The following is a 21,564-nucleotide window of genomic DNA, read 5'->3' as shown; positions in this document are numbered from 1 at the left end:
GCGGCGGCTTCCTCGACGGCATCGCCCACTTCGATGCGCTGTTCTTCAACATCTCCGGCCTGGAAGCCACCCACATGGACCCGCAGCAGCGGCTGTTCTTGGAGGAGGCCTGGAAGGCGCTGGAGGAGGCCGGCCACGTCGGCGCCTCGATCGCCGGCCAGCGCTGCGGCGTCTACGCCGGCTACAACGGCGGCGACTACCACCTCCTGCCGGCCGGCCCGCTGCCCGCCCAGGCGATGTGGGGCAAGGCCACCTCGCTGGTCTCCGCGCGCATCGCCTACCACCTGGACCTGCAGGGCCCGGCGATCACCGTCGACACCGCCTGTTCCAGCTCGCTGGTGGCCATGCACCTGGCCTGCCAGGCGCTGCGCGCCGGCGAGGTCGACCTGGCCCTGGCCGGCGGCGTCTTCGTCCAGTCCACCCCCGGCCTGTACCTGGGCGGCGAACGCGCCGGCATGCTCTCGGCCAGCGGCCGCTGCTACACCTTCGACGACCGCGCCGACGGCTTCGTGCCCGGCGAGGGCGTGGGCGTGGTGGTGCTCAAGCGCCTGGACGACGCCCTCGCCGACGGCGACCACCTGCATGGGGTGATCCGCGGCAGCGGCATCAACCAGGACGGCGCGACCAACGGCATCACCGCGCCCAGCGCGGTCTCCCAGGAGCGCCTGGAGCGCGAGGTCTACGACCGCTTCGGCATCGACGCCGACGGCATCCAACTGGTCGAGGCGCACGGCACCGGCACCAAGCTCGGCGACCCGATCGAGTTCCACGCCCTGACCCGCGCCTTCCGCCAGGACAGCGCCCGCCAGGGCTACTGCGCGATCGGCTCGATCAAGACCAACCTCGGCCACACCACCGCCGCCTCCGGCGTGGCCGGCGTGCTCAAGGTGCTGCTGTGCCTGCGCCACGCACAGATCGCCCCGTCGCTGCACTACGGCCAGGCCAACCGCCACATCGACTTCACCGACAGCCCCTTCTACCTGCCCACCGCCCTGGCTCCGTGGACGGTCGCCCCCGGGCAGACCCGCCGCGCGGCGGTCAGCTCGTTCGGGCTCAGCGGCACCAACGCGCACATGGTGATCGAGGAAGCCCCCGCGCATGCCCGCACCACCGCTCCGCGCCCCGGCTACCTGTGGGCGCTCTCCGCACGCAGCGAGGCGCAACTCCGCCAGCAGGTCGAACGCCTGCTCGCCCACCTCGATGCCGAACCCGCCATCGACTGCGGCAACGTCAGTTACACCTTGCTGATGGGGCGAAAGCACTTCGACCATCGCCTCACCTGCATCGCACGCCATCGCGACGAATTCGTCCAGTCCCTGCGCAAGTGGCTGGAACGGGGCAAGGCCCCACACGTGGAAGTGTCGCTGGGCACGGGACGCGATCGCGGCGGTGCGGCCGCCTTGCATCGCTACGCCGCGCAGTGGTTGCACGACCTGAAACCGACATTGCCGGAGGACGATTACCTCGACCGCCTGGCCGCGATCGCCGAGTTGCACGTGCAGGGCTACGACCTCGACTTCGCCCCGCTGTTCGCCTCCCAGCCCCATGCACGCGTGTCGCTGCCGACGTACCCGTTTGCGCCGACGCCGTACTGGGTGGAAGCGCCGGGCGCGGCGCCATCGGACGGGGACGCCGACGAGGCGCCGGAAGCGCTGAGCTTCCAGGAACGCTGGGAGCCGGCGGCGGCACCGCCGGCCGCGGCGACGCCGCGACGGCTGCTGGTGATCGGGGCGGACGCGGCGGTCGCCAGGGCGGCGGCCGCGGCGCTGGGTGCGGCGCGGGCGGACGCGCGGATCGAGTCGGTGGGCGGCGATGCCGTGGCCGAGGCGATCGGGTCCGAGGCGGGATGGGAGGGCATCGTCTACGCCGGGGTCTGGACGGGGGTGGCCGATGCGGCGCAGGGGACGGCGATGTACGCGGCGGTGCAGGCGTTGGCGGCCGGCGGTGTCGCGCCGGGTCACCTGGTGCTGTGCGCGGCCTATGCGGACGGTCCCTCGCGGGCGCACGCGGAGTCGTGGATCGGGCTGGAACGGTCGCTGGGCGTGCTCGTGCCCGGCTGGACGGTGACGGTGCTGGTCGGTGAGGGCGTGGCGTCGGAGCCGGGGTCCGACTGGGCGGCACGGGTGTGGACCGAACTGGACGGCGCGGTCGGCGGGGCGGTGCATCGCGCCGGCGCGGTGCGCGAGCGTTTGCGGGTGGTGGCCCATGCGCTGGCGTCCCCGGTACCGACGTTGCGTCAGGGCGGGGTGTACTGGATCACCGGCGGCGCGGGCGGACTGGGCCTGCACGTGGCGCGTTACCTGCGTGAGCGCTACGCGGCGAAGGTGGTGCTCAGCGGCCGGCGCGGGCTGGCGGAGGCGACGCGGTCGGCGCTGGTGGCGGCGCTGGGCGAGACCGACTGGCTCTACGTGGCCGCGGACGTGACCGACGCGGCGGCGATGGGCGCCGGGGTGGCCGAGGCGGTGGCGCGGTGGGGGGCGATCGAGGGGGTGGTGCACGCGGCGGGGGTGCTCGATCCGGCGCCGTTGACGGCGAAGTCGGCATCGGCGCTGTCCGGGGCGCTGGCCCCGAAGGTGCGCGGCAGCGAGGTGCTGGACGCGGTGATGGCGGCGCAGCCGCTGGCGTTCGTGTGCTACTTCAGTTCCAGCGCGGCGGTGCTGGGGGATTTTGGCGGTGGCGATTACGCGATGGGCAACCGCTTCCAGATGGCCTGGGCGCAGCAGGTGGCGGGCCCGGGGACGGCGCGGCGGGTGGCGATCAACTGGCCGTTGTGGGCCGAGGGCGGGATGCAGGCGGGGTCGGCCGAGCACACGCGGTTGTACCTGCGCAGCAGCGGCCAGGTGGCGTTGCCGGTGGCGGCGGGGCTGGCGTTCTTCGAGCAGGCGCTGGGCCAGCCATCGGGGGCGTACCTGCTGATGCACGGCCAGCGGGCGCGGATCGAGGCGATCCTGCGCGGGCGCGGGGCCGGCCGCAGGGCCGCGGCTCCGCCGACGGGGAGTGCGGCGTCGGCCCGGCGGCCGGAGCTGCGCGGGCTGACGGTGGAAGGGTGCCTGCACTGGGAGCTCAAGCAGCAGGTCAGCGAGTTGCTGAAGCTGCCGCGCGAGCAGATCCGGGTGCAGGACAACCTGGCCGATTTCGGTTTCGATTCGATCAGCCTGGCGCAATGGGCAAGGCAACTCTCGTCGCACTACGGGGTGACGCTGACGCCGGCGCTGTTCTTCAGCCACGCCACGCTGGAACAGGTGGGCGGTTATCTGTGGCGCGAGCATCGCGCGGCGGTGGAAGCACGCTACGCGGCCGTCGAGGGGGAGGCGGAGGTGGCCGTACCGGCGGAGGTCGCCCCCGCGGCCACGGGGGCGACCTCCCCGGCGACTGCGTCGGCCCCGCCGCCGGCGTCCGCGCTGGCCGAGGTGGCGCCGGCGGCGATCGCGATCGTGGGCCTGAGCGGGCGCTTCCCGCAGGCGCGCGACGTGGCGGCGATGTGGCGGGTGCTGGCCGAGGGCCGCGAGGTGGTGGAAGAGATCGCGCTGGAGCGCTTCGACTGGCGGGAAGGGTTCGCCCAGGGGCTGCTAGCGAGTAAGTGGCTGGGGGCGATGCCGGGGGTGGAGGAGTTCGACCCGGCGTTCTTCGAGATTTCCCCGCGCGAGGCGCAGGGCATGGACCCACGCCAGCGGTTGCTGCTGCAGGAGGCGTGGAATGCGCTGGAGGACGCCGGCCACGGTCCGCTGCAACTGGGCGCGCGGTCGGTGGGGACGTTCGTGGGAGTGGAGCAGGGCGAGTACCAGTCGCTGGTCGGCGCGCAGGGCACGCTGACCGGCACGCACGACGCGATCCTGGCGGCGCGGCTGGCCTACGTGCTGAACCTGCAGGGCCCGTCGATGGCGCTGAACACTTCGTGCTCGTCGGGTCTGGTGGCGTTGCACCAGGCGTGCCTGAGCCTGCGCGCGGGGGAATGCGACACGGCGATCGCGGCGGCGGCAAGCCTGTCGCTGACCGCGCAGGCCTACGTGGGGATGAGCCAGGCGGGGATGCTCTCGCCGGACGGGCGCTGCTACGCGTTCGACCAGCGGGCCAACGGGATGGTGCCGGGGGAAGCGGTGGTGGCGGTGGTGCTGCGGCGGTTGGAGCGGGCGCAGGCCGAGGGCGACCCGGTGTACGCGGTGATCCGGGCCAGCGGGACCAACTACGACGGCAAGACCAACGGAATCACCGCGCCCAACGGGGCGCGGCAGGCGCAGCTGATCGCGCAGGTGTACCGGCAGGCCGGGGTGGCGGCGGCGGACATCGACTACGTGGTGACCCACGGCACCGGCACGCGGCTGGGCGACCCGGTGGAGATCGAAGCGCTGCGCACGGTGTTCGTCGGGCGGCCGGCGGACCGGGCGCCCTGCGCGCTGACCTCGACCAAGGGCAACTTCGGGCACAGCTTCGCCGCGTCGGGACTGGTGAGTCTGGTGGGCGCGGTGATGGCGCTGCGCCATGAGCAGATCCCGGCCAGCGTGAACGGCGAGCAGCCCAGCGACTACGTGGCCTGGCAGGACAGCGGGCTGGCGGTGAACACGGCGCCGCGGCCATGGCCGGCGGTGCCGGGACGGCCGCGGCGGGTCGGGGTGAGCGCGTTCGGGATGAGTGGCACCAACGCGCACGTGCTGCTGGAGGACGCCCTGCTGGCCGATCCGCCGGTGCGGGCGCGGCGCAGCGTGCCGCTGCTGCTGTCCGCGCGCAGCGCCGCGGCGCTGCGGCGGCGTTGCACGGCGCTGCGGGACACGCTGGCTGCGGGCGACTGGACCGCGGCGGCGCTGACCGCGATGAGCCACACGCTGGCCTGCGGCCGGCATCACTTCGAGCACCGCTGCGCGGTGGTGGTGGACGACCACGAGCACGCCCTGGATCGGCTGGACCGCCTGGCCGGCGGCGAGCGGCTGGCGGACGTGTTCCGGGGCGAGGCGCCGCGCGAGTTCGTCGGCCAGCCGGCCCAGCAACGCCACGCCCAGGCACTGTTCGACCGCCTCGATGCGCCCCTGCCGGCCGCCGACGAGCGCGAGATCCTGCACGCCCTGGCCGACCTGCATTGCCAGGGCTACACGCTGCCCTGGTCGCGCCTGTTCGGTTCGCCCGCCCCGCGTCGCATCCCCTTGCCGGGTTATCCCTTCGAGCGCGAGCGGCACTGGGTGGACAGACACGCGCCAATATCCATGGGCCAGCCGGCGCCATCGATGCTCCACCCGCTGCTGCACCGGAACACGTCGACGTTGGCGGCGCAGCGATTCACCTCGACGTTCGACGGGCGGGAGTTCTACCTCCGCGACCATGTCGTGAACGGCCGGCCCACGCTGCCCGCCGTCTGCCACATCGAGATGGCCTGCCGTGCCGCCACGCTCTCGTCCGAAGAGTCCGGCGCGAATCAGGGGATAGGCCTGCGCGACATCGCATGGATCCGTCCGCTAACGGTGACCGTCGCCACCGACGTGCACACGCGGCTCTCCACCTCACCGTCGGGCGACATCGCCTTCGACATTCACACATGCGATGGGACGACCCGCGACGAAGCCGTGCTGGCACAGGGCAACGTCATCGTACTGGACGCCTCCGCTTGCTGCCCAGGCAACCTCGATCTCGACGGGCTGCGCGCGAACGCCGCCCTGGCATGGGACGGAAACGCCGACGCGGCCGGGCAGGGCGACGGTACGCTTCGCTACGGTGACGCCTTCCGCACGATCGCCGCCATCCACGCAGGCAACGACGTCGAGGGACGCTACGTGCTGGCCCATCTGCGCTTGCCATCCTGCGTCGCCGATACTCACGATCGCTACATCGTGCACCCCAGCATGCTCGATGGTGCGCTGCAGGCCGTGATCGGCATGTCGTACGCGACTAGAAGCGAGGGCAACACCAGCGCGCCCACGCCCGGAACGGTTCCCTTCGCGGCCGACGCCGTGGACGTGTGGGGCGTGATGCCTCCCGAAGCATGGGCTCGCCTGCGCATGCATCCCGCGCAGCACATCGAGGGCGACTCCGCGGCGCAGACGGTCACGATCGACGTCGACGTGTGCGACGCGGAAGGACAGGTTCTCGTGGCGATACGCGGCCTTTCGCTGATATCGCCGGGGGCAGGCGGGACCCCGGCGGACGAGCCGGTGACCACGGTCTTTCGCGGTGACGAATTCTTCCTGGAGGACCATCGGCACATCGTGCCCGGCGTGGTCTTCCTGGAAGTCGCACGCGCCGCCGCCGAGCAACGCGAAGGATGCGCGGTCACCGGCATGACGCACGTCGTCTGGCGCAGCCCGATGGCGGTGCCACCCGGCGAAACCACCCTCTATACCCACATCGCACGAAGCGCGGCCGGACTGGACTTCACGATATCGTCCACCGCCACTCCGCTGCCGGGCTCGACCTGCGCTCAGGGCGTCCTGCGGATGGACGCCGGCGACGCCCCACCGCGACCGCCGCGCGCCGACCTAGACGCTGTGGTCCGGCGTTGCACGACGTCGATCGACGGCACCGCATGCCACGAGGTGCTCGGCGTGGTCCACGGACCGCGGATGTTCCCCATCCGGTCGATCCGGCACGCCGAGCACGAGGCGATCGCCCACCTCGAACTGCCGGTATCCGGCGCCCCAGGGCATGCCGGCGTGTTGCACCCGTCCCTGATGCACGGATCGATACTTTCCGCCGTCTGCTTCTCGCTCGTCCAGGATGGCGAACGCCAGCTGCGCCTGCCGTTCACGCTCGAAGCGTTGTGGATCCACGCGAGCATCATGCCCTCTACATGCCACGCGCACGTACGACAGGTTTCGACGGCGGACGGCGCCATCCGGCGTTACGACATCGACCTGCTCGACGCGGAGGGCGAGTGCCTGGTGCGCCTGGAGGGATTCACCGCACGACCGCCCGTGGCGGCTCGCCGACCCGACGTGATCCACGCCGTTCCCGCGTGGCGCGCCGCGCCGCTGCCCTCCGGCAAGCAGCACGTCGCGGCGCACGAGCTTGCCTTCCTGGTTCCGCATGGCCAGGCGTCGCTGCATCGGCGCATCCTCGACACCTTTCCTCGGGCGCGCGTCGTCTGGCTCGATCCGCCGACCTCGGCGACGGCCATCGCGGAAAACGTCCTCCGCGCGATGGCGCTGGTGCAGGACCTCGTCCGCGAGGGGCGCGATGCGCGGGTGCTGCTGCCGCTTCCCGATGACGAGCCCTGGCATATCCACTCGGCGATCGAAGGTCTCCTCAACACGGCGCGCAACGAACATCCGCGCGTCCGCGGCAGGTTGCTGCGCTATCCCGCATCCTTCCACGACGAGCCGGAAAGCTTCGGTCGCTGGCTTGTCGCCGAAGCGGCCGCTGGCGACGACGCGAGTACCATCCGTTACCAGGAGAGCGCGCGCCAGGCCCTCCGCTGGGAGGAGGCGGCCGGGCGGTCCGCGCCGCATGCCGCGCTTTCGACGCTGCTCGAACCCGGCGACGTCGTCTGGATCACCGGAGGCGCGGGGGGTATTGGCCGACTGCTCGCCACCCGGTTCGGACGGGAACCGGGCGTACGCGTGGTGTTGAGCGGCAGGACGACACTTGTCGACGACGCATGGCTGTCGGCGCTGCGTGCCGACGGCATCGATGCGTGGTACGTCCGCTGCGACGTCACGCGAGCCGACGAGGTCGAGGTCGCCCTCGCCGACGAACCGTTCCGCGACAGGCGCCTGCGTGGCGTGTTGCATGCCGCCGGGGTCCTGCGCGACGGGTGGCTCGCACGCAAGACCGCCGCCGAGGCCATGGAGGTACTGGCTCCGAAGATCGCTGGCACGCTCGTGCTCGACGAGGCCACGCGCGCCGCGCCGCTGGCGTTCTTCGTCATGTTCTCGTCGCTCGCCGCCGTCATGGGTAATCCAGGCCAAGCCGACTACGCGGCCGCCAACGCGTTCCTCGATGCTTTCGCGCTGCATCGCGACGCGCAGGTGGATGCGGGTGTCCGGCACGGACGCACCTGCTCGATCAACTGGCCCCTGTGGCGCGAAGGCGGCATGCGCGTCGACGCACAGACGGAGGAACACGCCAGGCACATGGTGGGGCTGGAGCCTCTCGACACCGCCGAGGCACTGTCCAGCCTCGCCTGGGCGATAGCTACGGGCACCCCACGCCTCCTGGTGGCACAGGGGCGAGCGGATACCCTTCGCGCCGTGCTGTTCGCGGACGGGTCGACGGCGACGCCGGCGGATGCAGAACAAATCACCGCATCCGTCACGCCGACGGACGATTCCCGCCTTGCATCGCTCGTGCGCGAACTGGCCGAAGTGGCGGCCGCCGTCCTGAAGATGGACGCCCACGCCATCGACGGCTCGACCGGGCTGTCGCACTATGGCTTCGACTCGATCTACCTCACCGAGTACGCGAACCACCTCAATCGCCGCTACAGCCTCAAGCTGATGCCGACGGTGTTCTTCGAATGCCCCGACCTGGCCGCGCTGGCCCGGTACCTGCTGTCGCGCCACGGCGCGGCGTTCGCGCATACGGCGCTCCCGAACGCGCAAGGCGCGCCGCCGCTCTCGCCTGCACGTCCGCCGCGGCGGACGGCCACCTTCGCGGCCTCGCCTCCCGCGCCACCGACTTCGGTGTCCGCACAGGTCGATGGTGCGTCGTCGACAGCCGTGGCGGTCGTCGGCATGAGCGGGCGTTTTCCCGGCTCGGCCGACATCGGTGAGTTCTGGACCCACCTGTCACGCAACGACGACCTGATCGACGACATGCCGCTGGAACGCGTGGCCCTGACCGGTGGCCTCGTCGCAGACCGGTCGGCGCTTCCTGCCGCGGTGCGCCTGGCCGGTTACATCGATGCCGTCGACTGTTTCGATCCGATGTTCTTCGGCATCACGCCGATCGAGGCGGTCGCGATGGATCCCCAGCAGAGGCTGTTCATCGAACACGCCTGGGCGTGCATCGAAGACGCCGGATATCGCGCGACGAGCCTGGCCGGCAGCAGGACCGGCGTCTTCGTCGGCGTATCCACTTCCGATTACAAGGACCTCTGCCAGCTCGCCGGCATGTCTTCGCCGTTCGGCGGCGACTCCGCGTTCCACTTCATGATCGCGAACCGGTTGTCCTACCTGCTTGACCTGCGCGGGCCTAGCGAGCCGGTGGATACCGCCTGCTCGAGCTCGCTGGTGGCGCTGCATCGGGCGGTTCGGGCGATCCAGTCGGCGGAATGCGAGGCCGCCCTCGTCGGCGGCGTCAACGTCATCGTGAACCCGGTCAACGGGATGCGTGCCCACCAAGCAGGAATGCTCAGCGACGATGGACGATGCAAGACATTCGACGAGTCCGCCAACGGCTATGGCCGTGGCGAAGGGGTCGCGGTGCTCATGCTCAAGCCGCTGGCGAAAGCCCGGGCCGACCGCGACCACGTCTATGGCGTGATCGTCGCCAGCGCGGAGAACCACGGCGGCCGGGCATCGTCACCGACAGCCCCCAACCCGCTCGCCCAGCGCCAGTTGCTGGTGGATGCCTATCGGCAGGGCGGTATCGATCCCGGCACGGTGGGATATGTCGAGGCGCACGGCACCGGCACGGCCCTCGGCGACCCGGTGGAGGTCAACGCGCTCAAGGCAGCCTTCGACGAACTGCATCGCCAGCACCACCCCGGTGAGACGGTGCGGCGCCATTGCGCACTGGGGTCGGTGAAGACGAATGTCGGCCATCTGGAGGCCGCGGCGGGCGTTGCCGGCGTCGTCAAAGTGCTGATGATGTTCGCCCATGGGTGCATACCGGGCAATGGACAGTTGAAGTCGCCCAATCCTTATCTGGAACTGGACGACAGCCCGTTCTACCTGGCCCGCGAAACCAGCGCGTGGGAGCCGCCGGTCGACGCGGCGGGACACACGCTGCCACGGCGGGCCGGCGTCAGCGGCTTCGGCATCGGCGGCTCCAACGCGCACGTGGTACTCGAATCCTTCGAGGCGGCCGAGCCGCGGCCGGCGCCCGTGCGGCTACCCGCGCTGGTGGTGTTGTCGGCGAAGACCGAGGCCAGCCTCCGCGAGTACGCGCAACGCCTGCACAATGCCGTAACCGGGTCGGGCGCGCCCGACCTGCACGACCTGGCCTTTACCCTGCAAGTCGGACGGGAGGCGATGGATCACCGGCTCGGCTTCGTCGTCGATTCGATGGAGCAACTGGCCGATGGCCTCGCCGGCTTCGTCGCCGGGCACGCGCACGGCGGAGTCGCGAACGTCGTGACCCATCGGCCAGGCTCGCCGGCAGGGGCGCAGAACGACGACACGCTCGAGGGCTGCTTGCAAAAAGCGGAATACTCCAGAATGCTGGAGGGGTGGACCAGGGGGCTCACATTCGATTGGCATCGGCTCTACGCCGGCTCGGCTGCACATGCGCGACTTTTACCACGCCGTGTCAGCCTGCCGACCTATCCGTTCGCGAAGGAGAGATACTGGGTGAACCTGCAAGACAGTCGACAAGGCACCGGTGCGGATGCCGCGCGCATGCTTGATGCGCCGCGCACGGGCAACGGCTCGATCGAAGCACTGATCGACGGATTGCTGGGCCATAGCCTGACCCTCGACGATGCCCTGCGAATGCTCGAACGCATGGATGCGGGGCTCGACTCATGAAGTATCCGGAGTTCGTGTTGCGGGAAACCATGGAAGGGCGGTTGACCAAATCCCAGGCGATGCGGCTCCTCGCGTATGCACGAACACCCGGCGCCGGCCTGGCGTCGCCGCATCCGTTGCTGCAGCAGAACACCTCTGACCTCGCGGGCCTGCGTTTCACCACGCGACTTACCGGCGACGAACCGTTCCTCACCGATCACGTAGTGGGCGGACGGAAGATGCTGCCGGGCGTCGTCGCCCTGGAATTGGCCATGGCCGCCGTGACTCACGGCGGCGATCCGGACGGGAAGGGCATGCGGCCTGCCGGACTGCGCGACGTGGCATGGTTGCGACCGGTGGTCGCCGACGGCGGCACGACGCTGCACGTCGAACTCGCGGCGCGCGACGACGGCGACGTCGACTTCGACATCGTCGGGAACGCGCCTTCCGGGCAGCATGCCGCCCACGTCCAGGGACGCGCGCGCCACCGCCACGATGCCGCCGGCGAAGCACCGCCCGCACTCGACCTCGAGCGATTGCTTGCCGCCTGCGAGCGTACCCTCGATGCCGACGCGTGTTACGCGGCCTTCTCCGCCGCAGGCATCGACTACGGTCCTTCCCATCGCGGACTGCAGGAAGTACACGTCGGCGCGGATGCCGACGGACGGCCATTCGCGCTGGCCCGGATCGCCTTGCGCGAGGACGACGCCGGCGGTGGCTACGCGCTGCATCCGGGCATGATGGATAGCGCGCTGCAGGCAGCGATCGCGCTGCTCGCGGACGACGTCGCCGAAAGCCTCGGCGATGCGCCCGCCCGCCAGCCGATGATTCCGTTCGCGCTCGATGGCCTCGATGTGTTCCATCCCACGCCGACGGCGGGATGGGCTTATCTGCGACCCTCGGCGCGGGGCAACCGCGTTCACACGTTGGACGTGGATCTTTGCGACGAGTCCGGACGGCTCTGCGTGCGTTTCGACGGACTCGCCTCGCGCGCCTACGGGCGGGAGGCGGTGGCGACCGACGTCGTCGCGCCGTTGCCCGCGCCCGAAGATGCGACCGCGAACGAAGACCACGGCGAACTGCACGAACGGACCGTCGTCTACCTCAAGGACGTGCTTTCGCGCACATTGCGGCTGCCCCCGGCACGGATCGACGCACGAGCCCCGCTGGAACATTACGGGATCGATTCCATCCTCGCTCTCCAGCTCGTTGCGGCGTTGCAGGAAGCGTTCGGCTCATTGCCGAAGACGCTGATGTTCGAGTACCAGAGCATCGACGCGCTGGCCGGCTATTTCATCGAGCGGCACCGTGCGGCGCTGGTCGCGCGATTGCCGTGGACCGGCGCCATGGCGGTGCAGGCCGCACCGGCCGCTTCCGCGGCCGCGACGGTTACCGCGCCTGCGCCTCGGGCGCGGCGTCGGCGCTTCGCCGGTGCGACCGCCGCGCCCGCCCCGGTCGCCAGCGCCGGCATCGCCATTGTCGGCATGAGCGGCCGCTATCCGCAGGCGGCCTCGCTGGATGCCTATTGGGACAACCTGCGCGCCGGGCGCGACAGCATCACTCCGATCCCGAGCGCGCGATGGGACCTGCACGGTTTCTTCGATCCGGAGAAGGGCACCCTCGGGCGCAGCTACAGCAAGTGGGGCGGCTTCATCGACGACGTCGACCGCTTCGACGCGCTGTTCTTCCAGGTCTCGCCCCGCGAGGCGCAGTTCCTCGATCCGCAGGAGCGGCTGTTCCTCGAATGCGCCTACGCGACGCTGGAGGACGCCGGCTACACCCGCGATTCGCTGCGCGGCGACGGCGAGCCGGGCGACGCGGTGGGCGTGTTCGTCGGCGTGATGTACGAGGAATACCAGCTCTACGGCGCGCAGGCGCAGGCGCTGGGCGAGCCCTTCGCCCTGGGCGGCAGCGCCTCGTCGATCGCCAATCGCGTGTCGTACTACTGCAACCTGCACGGCCCGAGCCTGGCGGTGGACACGATGTGCTCCAGCTCGCTCACGGCCATCCACCTGGCCTGTCGCAGCCTGCGGGCCGGCGAATGCCAGGCGGCGATCGCCGGCGGCGTCAACGTGTCGGTGCACCCGAACAAGTACCTGGCTATCTCCCAGGCCCAGTTCGCCTCCAGCCGCGGACGCTGCGAGAGCTTCGGCGCGCACGGCGACGGCTACGTGCCGGGCGAAGGCGTGGGCGCGGTGCTGCTCAAGCCGCTGGAACAGGCCATCGCGGCGGGCGACCACATCCACGGCGTGATCCTCGGCAGTGGGATCAACCACGGCGGCAAGACCAACGGCTACACCGTGCCCAACCCGCAGGCGCAGGCGCGCGTGGTCGCCCAGGCGCTGCGCGAGGCGGGCGTGGACGCGCGCCAGGTCGGCTACGTCGAGGCCCACGGCACCGGCACGAGCCTGGGCGATCCGATCGAGATCGCCGGGCTCACCCAGGCCTTCGCCCAGTTCACTGCCGACCGGCAGTACTGCGCGATCGGCTCGGTGAAGTCCAACATCGGCCACCTGGAGAGCGCCGCCGGCATCGCCGGCTTGGCCAAGGTGCTGTTGCAGATGCGCCACGGCGAGTTGGTGCCCTCGCTGCATGCCCAGGAGCTCAACCCGCACATCGCCTTCGAGGACACTCCCTTCCGCGTGCAGCGCACGCTGGAGCCCTGGCCACGCCCGCGGATCGAGCACGACGGCGAGGCGCGGGAGATGCCGCGCATCGCCGGCCTGTCCTCCTTCGGTGCCGGCGGCGCCAACGCGCACCTGATCGTGCGCGAGTACATCGCCCCGCCTCTGCCGGCGGCCGCCGCGCCGGACCGCCCGCAGGTCGTACCGCTGTCGGCGCGCAGCGGCGAGCGGCTGACCGAGCAGGTCCGGCGCCTGCTCGCCCATCTCGAGCGCGAGGCCCCGCCGCTGGACGACCTCGCCTACACCTTGCAGGTGGGCCGCGAGGCGATGGACCACCGGCTGGCCTTCGTCGTCGGCTCGCTCGACGAACTGCGCACGCGACTGCGCGACTACCTCGAACACGGTCCGCAGGGCGCACACACGCACCACGGCGAGGTGCGCCGCCAGGAGGCCCTCGCGCTGTTCGGCAGCGACGATGAGCTCCGGCACGCGCTGGATCGCTGGATCGAGCGCGGCAAGTACGGCCGACTGCTCGCGCTATGGGTGCAGGGCGTGCCCCTCGACTGGCGCGGCCTGCATGCCGGCCGCATGCCACGACGCGTGCCGTTGCCTACCTATCCGTTCAACAGGGAACGCTTCTGGGCTCCGGACGAGCGCAAACGCAAGTCCATCGACGACGTGCAGTCGGTGCTCCATCCGATGCTGCACCGGAATACCTCCGATCTGGACGAACAGCGTTTCACCTCGCGCTTCACGGGCAACGAGTTCTTCCTAGGCGACCACCGCGTGCACGGGCGACGCCTGCTTCCGGCGGTCGTCCACCTCGAGATGGCGCGTGCCGCGATCGAATACGGTGGCGGCGAACGCGGTACCGGTGCGCTGGAGCTGCGCCACGTCTCGTGGGGTGAGCCGGTGGTGGTCGACGCCGACGACGTGACACTGCACGTCGCGCTGTATCCGCAGGGCGACGACGAGATCGAATTCGAGATCTACCGCGAGGAGGCGTCCGCGCGCATCGTGCATTCGCAGGGCAATGTGCCGCGTCGCACGCCCGTTGGGGCTCCCATGGTGGACCTCGAAGGCTGGACCGGCGCGCGCCGTGTCGACGGCGACGCATGCTATGCCATGCATCGGGTGGCAGGCCTGGATTACCTTCCGGCGATGCGTGGCATCGAATCGCTGCGTATCCGCGAAGGTAAAGACGGCCGGCACGAAGTGCTTGCGTCGTTGGCGCTCCCGGAACCGGTGCGCGGCACCGGCAACCGATATCTTCTGCACCCCAGTCTCATGGATGGCGCCATGCAGGCCATCGCTGGCCTATGGACGCCGACGGACGACGCATCGCCGAATGGCGACGCCGCCCCGGTGCTCCTGCCGTTCGCGCTCGATTCGCTCCAGGTCTGGGCACCGTGTGGCGAACGCGCCCTTGCGCTCATCCGCGAACGCGATGGCGGCGGCGAGCGATCGCGCGTCGTCGACGTCGACATCTGCGACGAACAGGGTTGCGTGGCGATTCGCGTGCGCGGCCTTACCTCGCGCCGGCTGACCGGCGAGGCGCTACGGCCGCGCACCGGCCCGGCGATACTGATGAAGCCGCGATGGCGCGCACGTGCCCTGAGCGCGGCCCGTGACGCATCCATCCGTGAGGCCGCTCGATGGATATGCCTAGACGCGGCCTTCGCCCACCATCTGGAGGCGCTACGCGCGAAGGATCCCGCATCGCACTGGATCTTGCTGCCGCCAGTCACCGGGGTGGCGGCGCTGACGGATGCGTGGGAAGCGGTCTTCCATGTCGTACGCGATATGCTCCAGGGGCGTCCGCGCGACGCGGTGACGCTGCAGTTGGTGATCGCCCGGCATGGCGACGCATGGGGCCCGTCGCAAGGATCTCTCCTGGCCGCGGCATCGGGGCTGCTGAAAAGCGCGATGCTGGAGAATCCGATGTTCCGCGGCCAGGTCATCGAACTGCCGACGAACGCCGATGCCGCGACGGTGGGCAACACGTCGCGCGCGAACCTTTCCGCAGCGGCGGACGACGTCCAGATCCGCTACCGCGATGGCGATCGCGAGGTTTTCGCGCTGGACGAGACACCGGTCGAAGTGGACGAGACGGCCGCCGGTCCTTGGAAGGACGGCGGCGTGTACTGGATCACCGGCGGAGCAGGTGGGCTGGGCCTGATCGTCGCGCGCGACATTGCGCGACGGGTGCATGGCGCGCGCCTGGTGCTTACCGGACGCTCTGCGCTGGATGCGTCGAAACGACGGCTTATCGAGGGCCTCTCGGAAGGCGGCAACGGCGTGCGGGCGGACTACATGTCGCTGGACGTCGCCGATGCCGAGGCCGTGCAGGCCTGCGTGCGGGACATCCTCGCCTCGCACGGCCGTCTGGACGGTGTCGTCCACAGCGCCGGGGTTATCGAGGACGCGTTCATCCTGCGTAAGTCGGTCGAACAGCTCCGCTCGGTCTGGTCGGCCAAGGTGGCGGGGACGGTCAACCTCGACCTCGCCACCCGCGACGTTCCGCTCGATTGCTTCATGCTGTTCTCCTCGGTGGCGGGTGTCGTCGGCGGCGTGGGCCAATGCGACTACGCCACTGCCAACGCGTTTCTCGACGCGTTCGCGCTTCATCGGGAAGGAAACGTCGCCGACGGCATGCGCCATGGCCGCACGTTGTCGATCGACTGGCCGTTGTGGGCCGAAGGCGGCATGCGACTAGATCCGGCGATGCTTCGGCAGCTGAACGGGCAGGGGATTCACGCGCTGGAATCCGAACAGGGGCTCATTGCCTTGCGGCAGGCCTGGGAAACTCGACAGGCACAGGTCGTGGTCATCGGCGGCGCGCCGGTGCAGGCGCCCGTCGCGGACGAGTCGACGGTGCGCGCCACAGCGGACGATGCGGTCACGCCAAAGGTGGCTCCGACCGTCGACACCGATGCCACCGATCTTCTCGACGGCACAGTGGCGTATCTGAAGGGACTGTTGTCTCAGGCACTGAAACTGTCGCCGGATCGCATCGACGCGTCGGCGCCGATGGAGCGGTACGGCATCGATTCGATCCTCGCCGTGCAACTGGTTGCGGCGTTGCAGGAAGCGTTCGGCTCATTGCCGAAGACGCTGATGTTCGAGTACCAGAGCATCGACGCGCTGGCCGGCTATTTCATCGAGCGGCACCGTGCGGCGCTGGTCGCGCGATTGCCGTGGACCGGCGCCATGGCGGTGCAGGCCGCACCGGCCGCTTCCGCGGCCGCGACGGTTACCGCGCCTGCGCCTCGGGCGCGGCGTCGGCGCTTCGCCGGTGCGACCGCCGCGCCCGCCCCGGTCGCCAGCGCCGGCATCGCCATTGTCGGCATGAGCGGCCGCTATCCGCAGGCGGCCTCGCTGGATGCCTATTGGGACAACCTGCGCGCCGGGCGCGACAGCATCACTCCGATCCCGAGCGCGCGATGGGACCTGCACGGTTTCTTCGATCCGGAGAAGGGCACCCTCGGGCGCAGCTACAGCAAGTGGGGCGGCTTCATCGACGACGTCGACCGCTTCGACGCGCTGTTCTTCCAGGTCTCGCCCCGCGAGGCGCAGTTCCTCGATCCGCAGGAGCGGCTGTTCCTCGAATGCGCCTACGCGACGCTGGAGGACGCCGGCTACACCCGCGATTCGCTGCGCGGCGACGGCGAGCCGGGCGACGCGGTGGGCGTGTTCGTCGGCGTGATGTACGAGGAATACCAGCTCTACGGCGCGCAGGCGCAGGCGCTGGGCGAGCCCTTCGCCCTGGGCGGCAGCGCCTCGTCGATCGCCAATCGCGTGTCGTACTACTGCAACCTGCACGGCCCGAGCCTGGCGGTGGACACGATGTGCTCCAGCTCGCTCACGGCCATCCACCTGGCCTGTCGCAGCCTGCGGGCCGGCGAATGCCAGGCGGCGATCGCCGGCGGCGTCAACGTGTCGGTGCACCCGAACAAGTACCTGGCTATCTCCCAGGCCCAGTTCGCCTCCAGCCGCGGACGCTGCGAGAGCTTCGGCGCGCACGGCGACGGCTACGTGCCGGGCGAAGGCGTGGGCGCGGTGCTGCTCAAGCCGCTGGAACAGGCCATCGCGGCGGGCGACCACATCCACGGCGTGATCCTCGGCAGTGGGATCAACCACGGCGGCAAGACCAACGGCTACACCGTGCCCAACCCGCAGGCGCAGGCGCGCGTGGTCGCCCAGGCGCTGCGCGAGGCGGGCGTGGACGCGCGCCAGGTCGGCTACGTCGAGGCCCACGGCACCGGCACGAGCCTGGGCGATCCGATCGAGATCGCCGGGCTCACCCAGGCCTTCGCCCAGTTCACTGCCGACCGGCAGTACTGCGCGATCGGCTCGGTGAAGTCCAACATCGGCCACCTGGAGAGCGCCGCCGGCATCGCCGGCTTGGCCAAGGTGCTGTTGCAGATGCGCCACGGCGAGTTGGTGCCCTCGCTGCATGCCCAGGAGCTCAACCCGCACATCGCCTTCGAGGACACTCCCTTCCGCGTGCAGCGCACGCTGGAGCCCTGGCCACGCCCGCGGATCGAGCACGACGGCGAGGCGCGGGAGATGCCGCGCATCGCCGGCCTGTCCTCCTTCGGTGCCGGCGGCGCCAACGCGCACCTGATCGTGCGCGAGTACATCGCCCCGCCTCTGCCGGCGGCCGCCGCGCCGGACCGCCCGCAGGTCGTACCGCTGTCGGCGCGCAGCGGCGAGCGGCTGACCGAGCAGGTCCGGCGCCTGCTCGCCCATCTCGAGCGCGAGGCCCCGCCGCTGGACGACCTCGCCTACACCTTGCAGGTGGGCCGCGAGGCGATGGACCACCGGCTGGCCTTCGTCGTCGGCTCGCTCGACGAACTGCGCACGCGACTGCGCGACTACCTCGAACACGGTCCGCAGGGCGCACACACGCACCACGGCGAGGTGCGCCGCCAGGAGGCCCTCGCGCTGTTCGGCAGCGACGATGAGCTCCGGCACGCGCTGGATCGCTGGATCGAGCGCGGCAAGTACGGCCGACTGCTCGCGCTATGGGTGCAGGGCGTGCCCCTCGACTGGCGCGGCCTGCATGCCGGCCGCATGCCACGACGCGTGCCGTTGCCTACCTATCCGTTCGCTCCCGAACATTACTGGGTGCCGGGCGTACCCCGGCCCGCCGACCGTGCGGTGACCGGAGCGACTCCCGCCCGGCGTCGCCGCATCCTCGCAAAACAATGGCAACCGTCGGACCTTCCTGCCGCGGCACCGTCCATGCACCGCGTGCTGATCGTTGCGGACGACACCTCGTCCGGCCTGGTCACGGCCCTGCGCACGCGCCTCCCCAACGGGCATGCGGTGACGCCCGGGCACTTCCTGGCGATGCCGGCAAGCACTCTCGGCGCCTACGAGGGCATCATCGAACTCGCGACGGAACCCGTCGCCGAAGATAGCAGCGTGCGCCGGCTTGGCCCCTGGCAGGCGTGGGTCCGTGCCCGCGCCGCACAGGGCGGCCGCGCACTGTGCGTGACCCGCGGGCTCGAAGAGGTCCACGACATGCGTCCCCGTGACGGAACGGTGTGGCACGCCGCGTTGGTGCGTGGCCTGCAAAGCGAATACATCCGGTTGTCCACCCGGCACCTCGACCTGGATGCCCTCATGGGCGATGTCGAACGCGAGGCCGAATGGATCCACGACGAATGGCTCGCCGATACCCGCGACGTGCAGGCACGGCGAAACGAAGGCATCCGTTACATCGCTACGCTGGAAGAGGCCTTGCCGCCCGATGCCGGAAACGATCGCACCCACCGCTTCGCACCCGACGAGGTCTTGTGGATCACCGGTGGTACGCGCGGCCTTGGCTATCTGTGTGCGCGTCATTTCGTCGAACGTCACGGCGCGCGCCGACTCCTGCTCACCTGCCGCGAAGCGTTCCCCTTGCGGGAGCAATGGCCGGCCATCGCCGCTGGATCCGGCCCCCACGCGGCGCGCGTACGAGACCTTCTGGAACTTGAAGCCACCGGCGCCTCGATACGCGTGTCGAACGTGCCGCTGACCGACGCCTTCGCCCTCGGCCGCGAGCTCGGCGAAGTGGTCGGCACGATGGGTCCCATCCGGGGATTCATCCATTGCGCCGGTCGAATGGACGCGAACGACCCGGCCTTCGTGGGCAAGTCGCTCGACAGCATCGCGAGCGTGCTGCAGCCGAAGGTCGATGGACTGAAAAACGCCTTCGCCCAACTGCATGGCCAGCCGCTGACCTTTGCCGCGTTGTTCTCGTCGGTATCCGCAGTGCTTCCGGCGCTGGCCGTGGGCCAGTCCGACTACGCCGCCGCCAACGCCTTCATGGACCACGTCGCCATGACACGGGCCGCCGCCGGCGAGCCGGTCATCAGCGTGCAGTGGCCCAGTTGGGCGCAGACCGGCATGGGCGCGGCGCACGGCCGTCCCTACGCGGAGAGCGGACTGCTCACCCTGGACGACGACGAGGGGCTGGCCCTTCTGGACGAGCTGCTCGCCGCCGGCTACCGCGGTGCCGTGCTGCCAGCGTGGGTCGACGAGGATCGATGGTCCACCGGTCCGTTGCGCCATGCGCCGGCTCCGGCGGCCCGCAAACCGAGCCCTGGCGTCGTTGAACCGGCGCCGGCCCCTGCGAGAACCGGTACCGGTATCGAGGCGTGGCTGCTGACGCTGGTCTCGGGCCACCTCGGCATCGAGCCGTCCCGCATCGATCCGCTCGCGCCATTGACGGACTACGGCGCGGACTCGGTCATGCTCGCGCAGCTCCTTGCGCCGGTCGGCAAGGCGGTGGGCCAGGTCCTGGATCCGTCGATCCTCTACGAACATCCCTCCATCGCCGCCTTCGCCGGCTGGCTGCGACGTCACCATGGCAAGGCCTTGGCGGACGTTGCCGATCCGGCGCATGCGTCGGTGAACACGGCGACCCGGCCCGATGACGGACGCCCGGCGACTTTGCCGGCCGGCCGGCCGACGTCCACGGCGTCCCGTGGCGGGGACGTCGCGGTGGTGGGCATGTCGTGCCGCTTCGCCGGTTGCGACAGGCTCGACGCGTACTGGGCGCTCCTGCGCGAGGGTCGCTCGTCGATCCGTCCGATCGCCGAGCAGCGCTGGACGGACGGTGGAGACGATCACGCGGCACTGCTGGACGACGCGGCACGCTTCGACGCGGACTACTTCCGCCTCTCGCCCTACGACGCACGAGCCATGGATCCGCAGGCACTGATCCTGCTCGAGGAATCGCTGAAAACCTGGTACCACGCCGGATACCGTTCCGACGAGATCCGCGGCTCTCGTACCTGCGTCTACCTCGGCGCCCGATCGCAACATCGGGCCGACGACGAAAGCCTGGGCCTGGCTCCGAATCCCATTCTCGCCACGGGCCAGAACTATCTCGCTGCGAACGTCTCTCAGTTCTTCGACCTGCGTGGTCCGAGCCTCGTGGTGGATACGGCGTGCTCGTCAGCCCTGGTGGCCGCGGACCTTGCCGTGCAGGCACTTTGCTCGGGACGCGCCGACTCGGCGCTGGTGGGCGGGGTGAACGTGTTGCAGACGGGCGCAGCGCTTGCGCTGTTCAGGCAGCGTGGCCTGCTGCAGCCGGAAGGCCGGTTCCACGTCTTTGATCGTCGCGCGCAGGGCGCGATTCTCGGCGAGGGCGCCGGCATGGTACTGCTCAAGACCCTCGACCGGGCCCGGGCCGACGGCGACACCATCTACGCCATCGTCAGGGCGACGGGCATCAACAACGACGGACGCACGGCGGGACCGGGGGCTCCCAATATGCATGCCCAGGTCGACGTCATGCGCGACGCGCTGGCCGCCAGTGGTCTGCGCGCGGAAGACGTCACCCACGTGGAAGCCAACGGTGCCGGCTCGCCGGTGAGCGATCTGCTCGAGCTGAAGGCGATCGCCGCGGTCTACGGAGGCCTCGAACGTCGCTGCGAACTCGGTTCGATGAAGCCGAACATCGGGCATCCGCTGTGCGCCGAAGGGATCGCGAGCTTCATCAAGGTCGTGCTCATGCTGCATCATCGGCAACGCGTTCCGTTTCTCTCGGCCGAGCAGCCCCTGGCGCATTTCGACACCGACGCGGCGGGCCTGTCGTTCTGTCGCGACCACGGTGCATGGGAGTCGCCGCTACCGGCGGCGGCGGTCAACTCCTTCGCCGACGGTGGCACCAATGCGCACGTCGTGCTGGCCGCCTTCGACGCGATCGACTACGTACCGAAGCGATCGCCCCTTGAGGTGCCCGTGTTGAACCGCACCGACCTGGCCACGCCCATCCCAGCCGCCGTTCGTGCGCCGGCGAAGCGTGCAAAGGGAAATTTCTGGAAAGAAGAGCCTGCGACCAGTCACTGAAA

At 70.3% G+C, this 21,564-nt stretch carries 2 protein-coding genes (1 of these 2 cut by a window edge); both read left to right on the top strand.

From position 1 onward, the window contains the following. Positions 1-10,610 carry the 3' portion of an SDR family NAD(P)-dependent oxidoreductase gene (locus AC1PMG_RS10525; protein WP_481111582.1) on the top strand. The gene continues 5,986 nt to the left of window position 1, outside the view, so only the last 10,610 of its 16,596 coding nucleotides appear in the window; its start codon lies beyond the left edge, outside the window; its stop codon occupies positions 10,608-10,610. Beyond that, a complete protein-coding gene (locus tag AC1PMG_RS10520) occupies positions 10,607-21,562 on the top strand; it encodes an SDR family NAD(P)-dependent oxidoreductase (RefSeq protein WP_481111581.1) in 10,956 nt (3,651 codons plus the stop codon). The genes AC1PMG_RS10525 and AC1PMG_RS10520 overlap by 4 nt, the downstream gene beginning before the upstream one ends. Positions 21,563-21,564: the final 2 nt, after the last annotated feature.

The sequence above is a fragment of the Xanthomonas sp. NCPPB 2250 genome, assembly GCF_056725265.1.
This window is presented reverse-complemented; position numbering and strand designations above follow the sequence as displayed.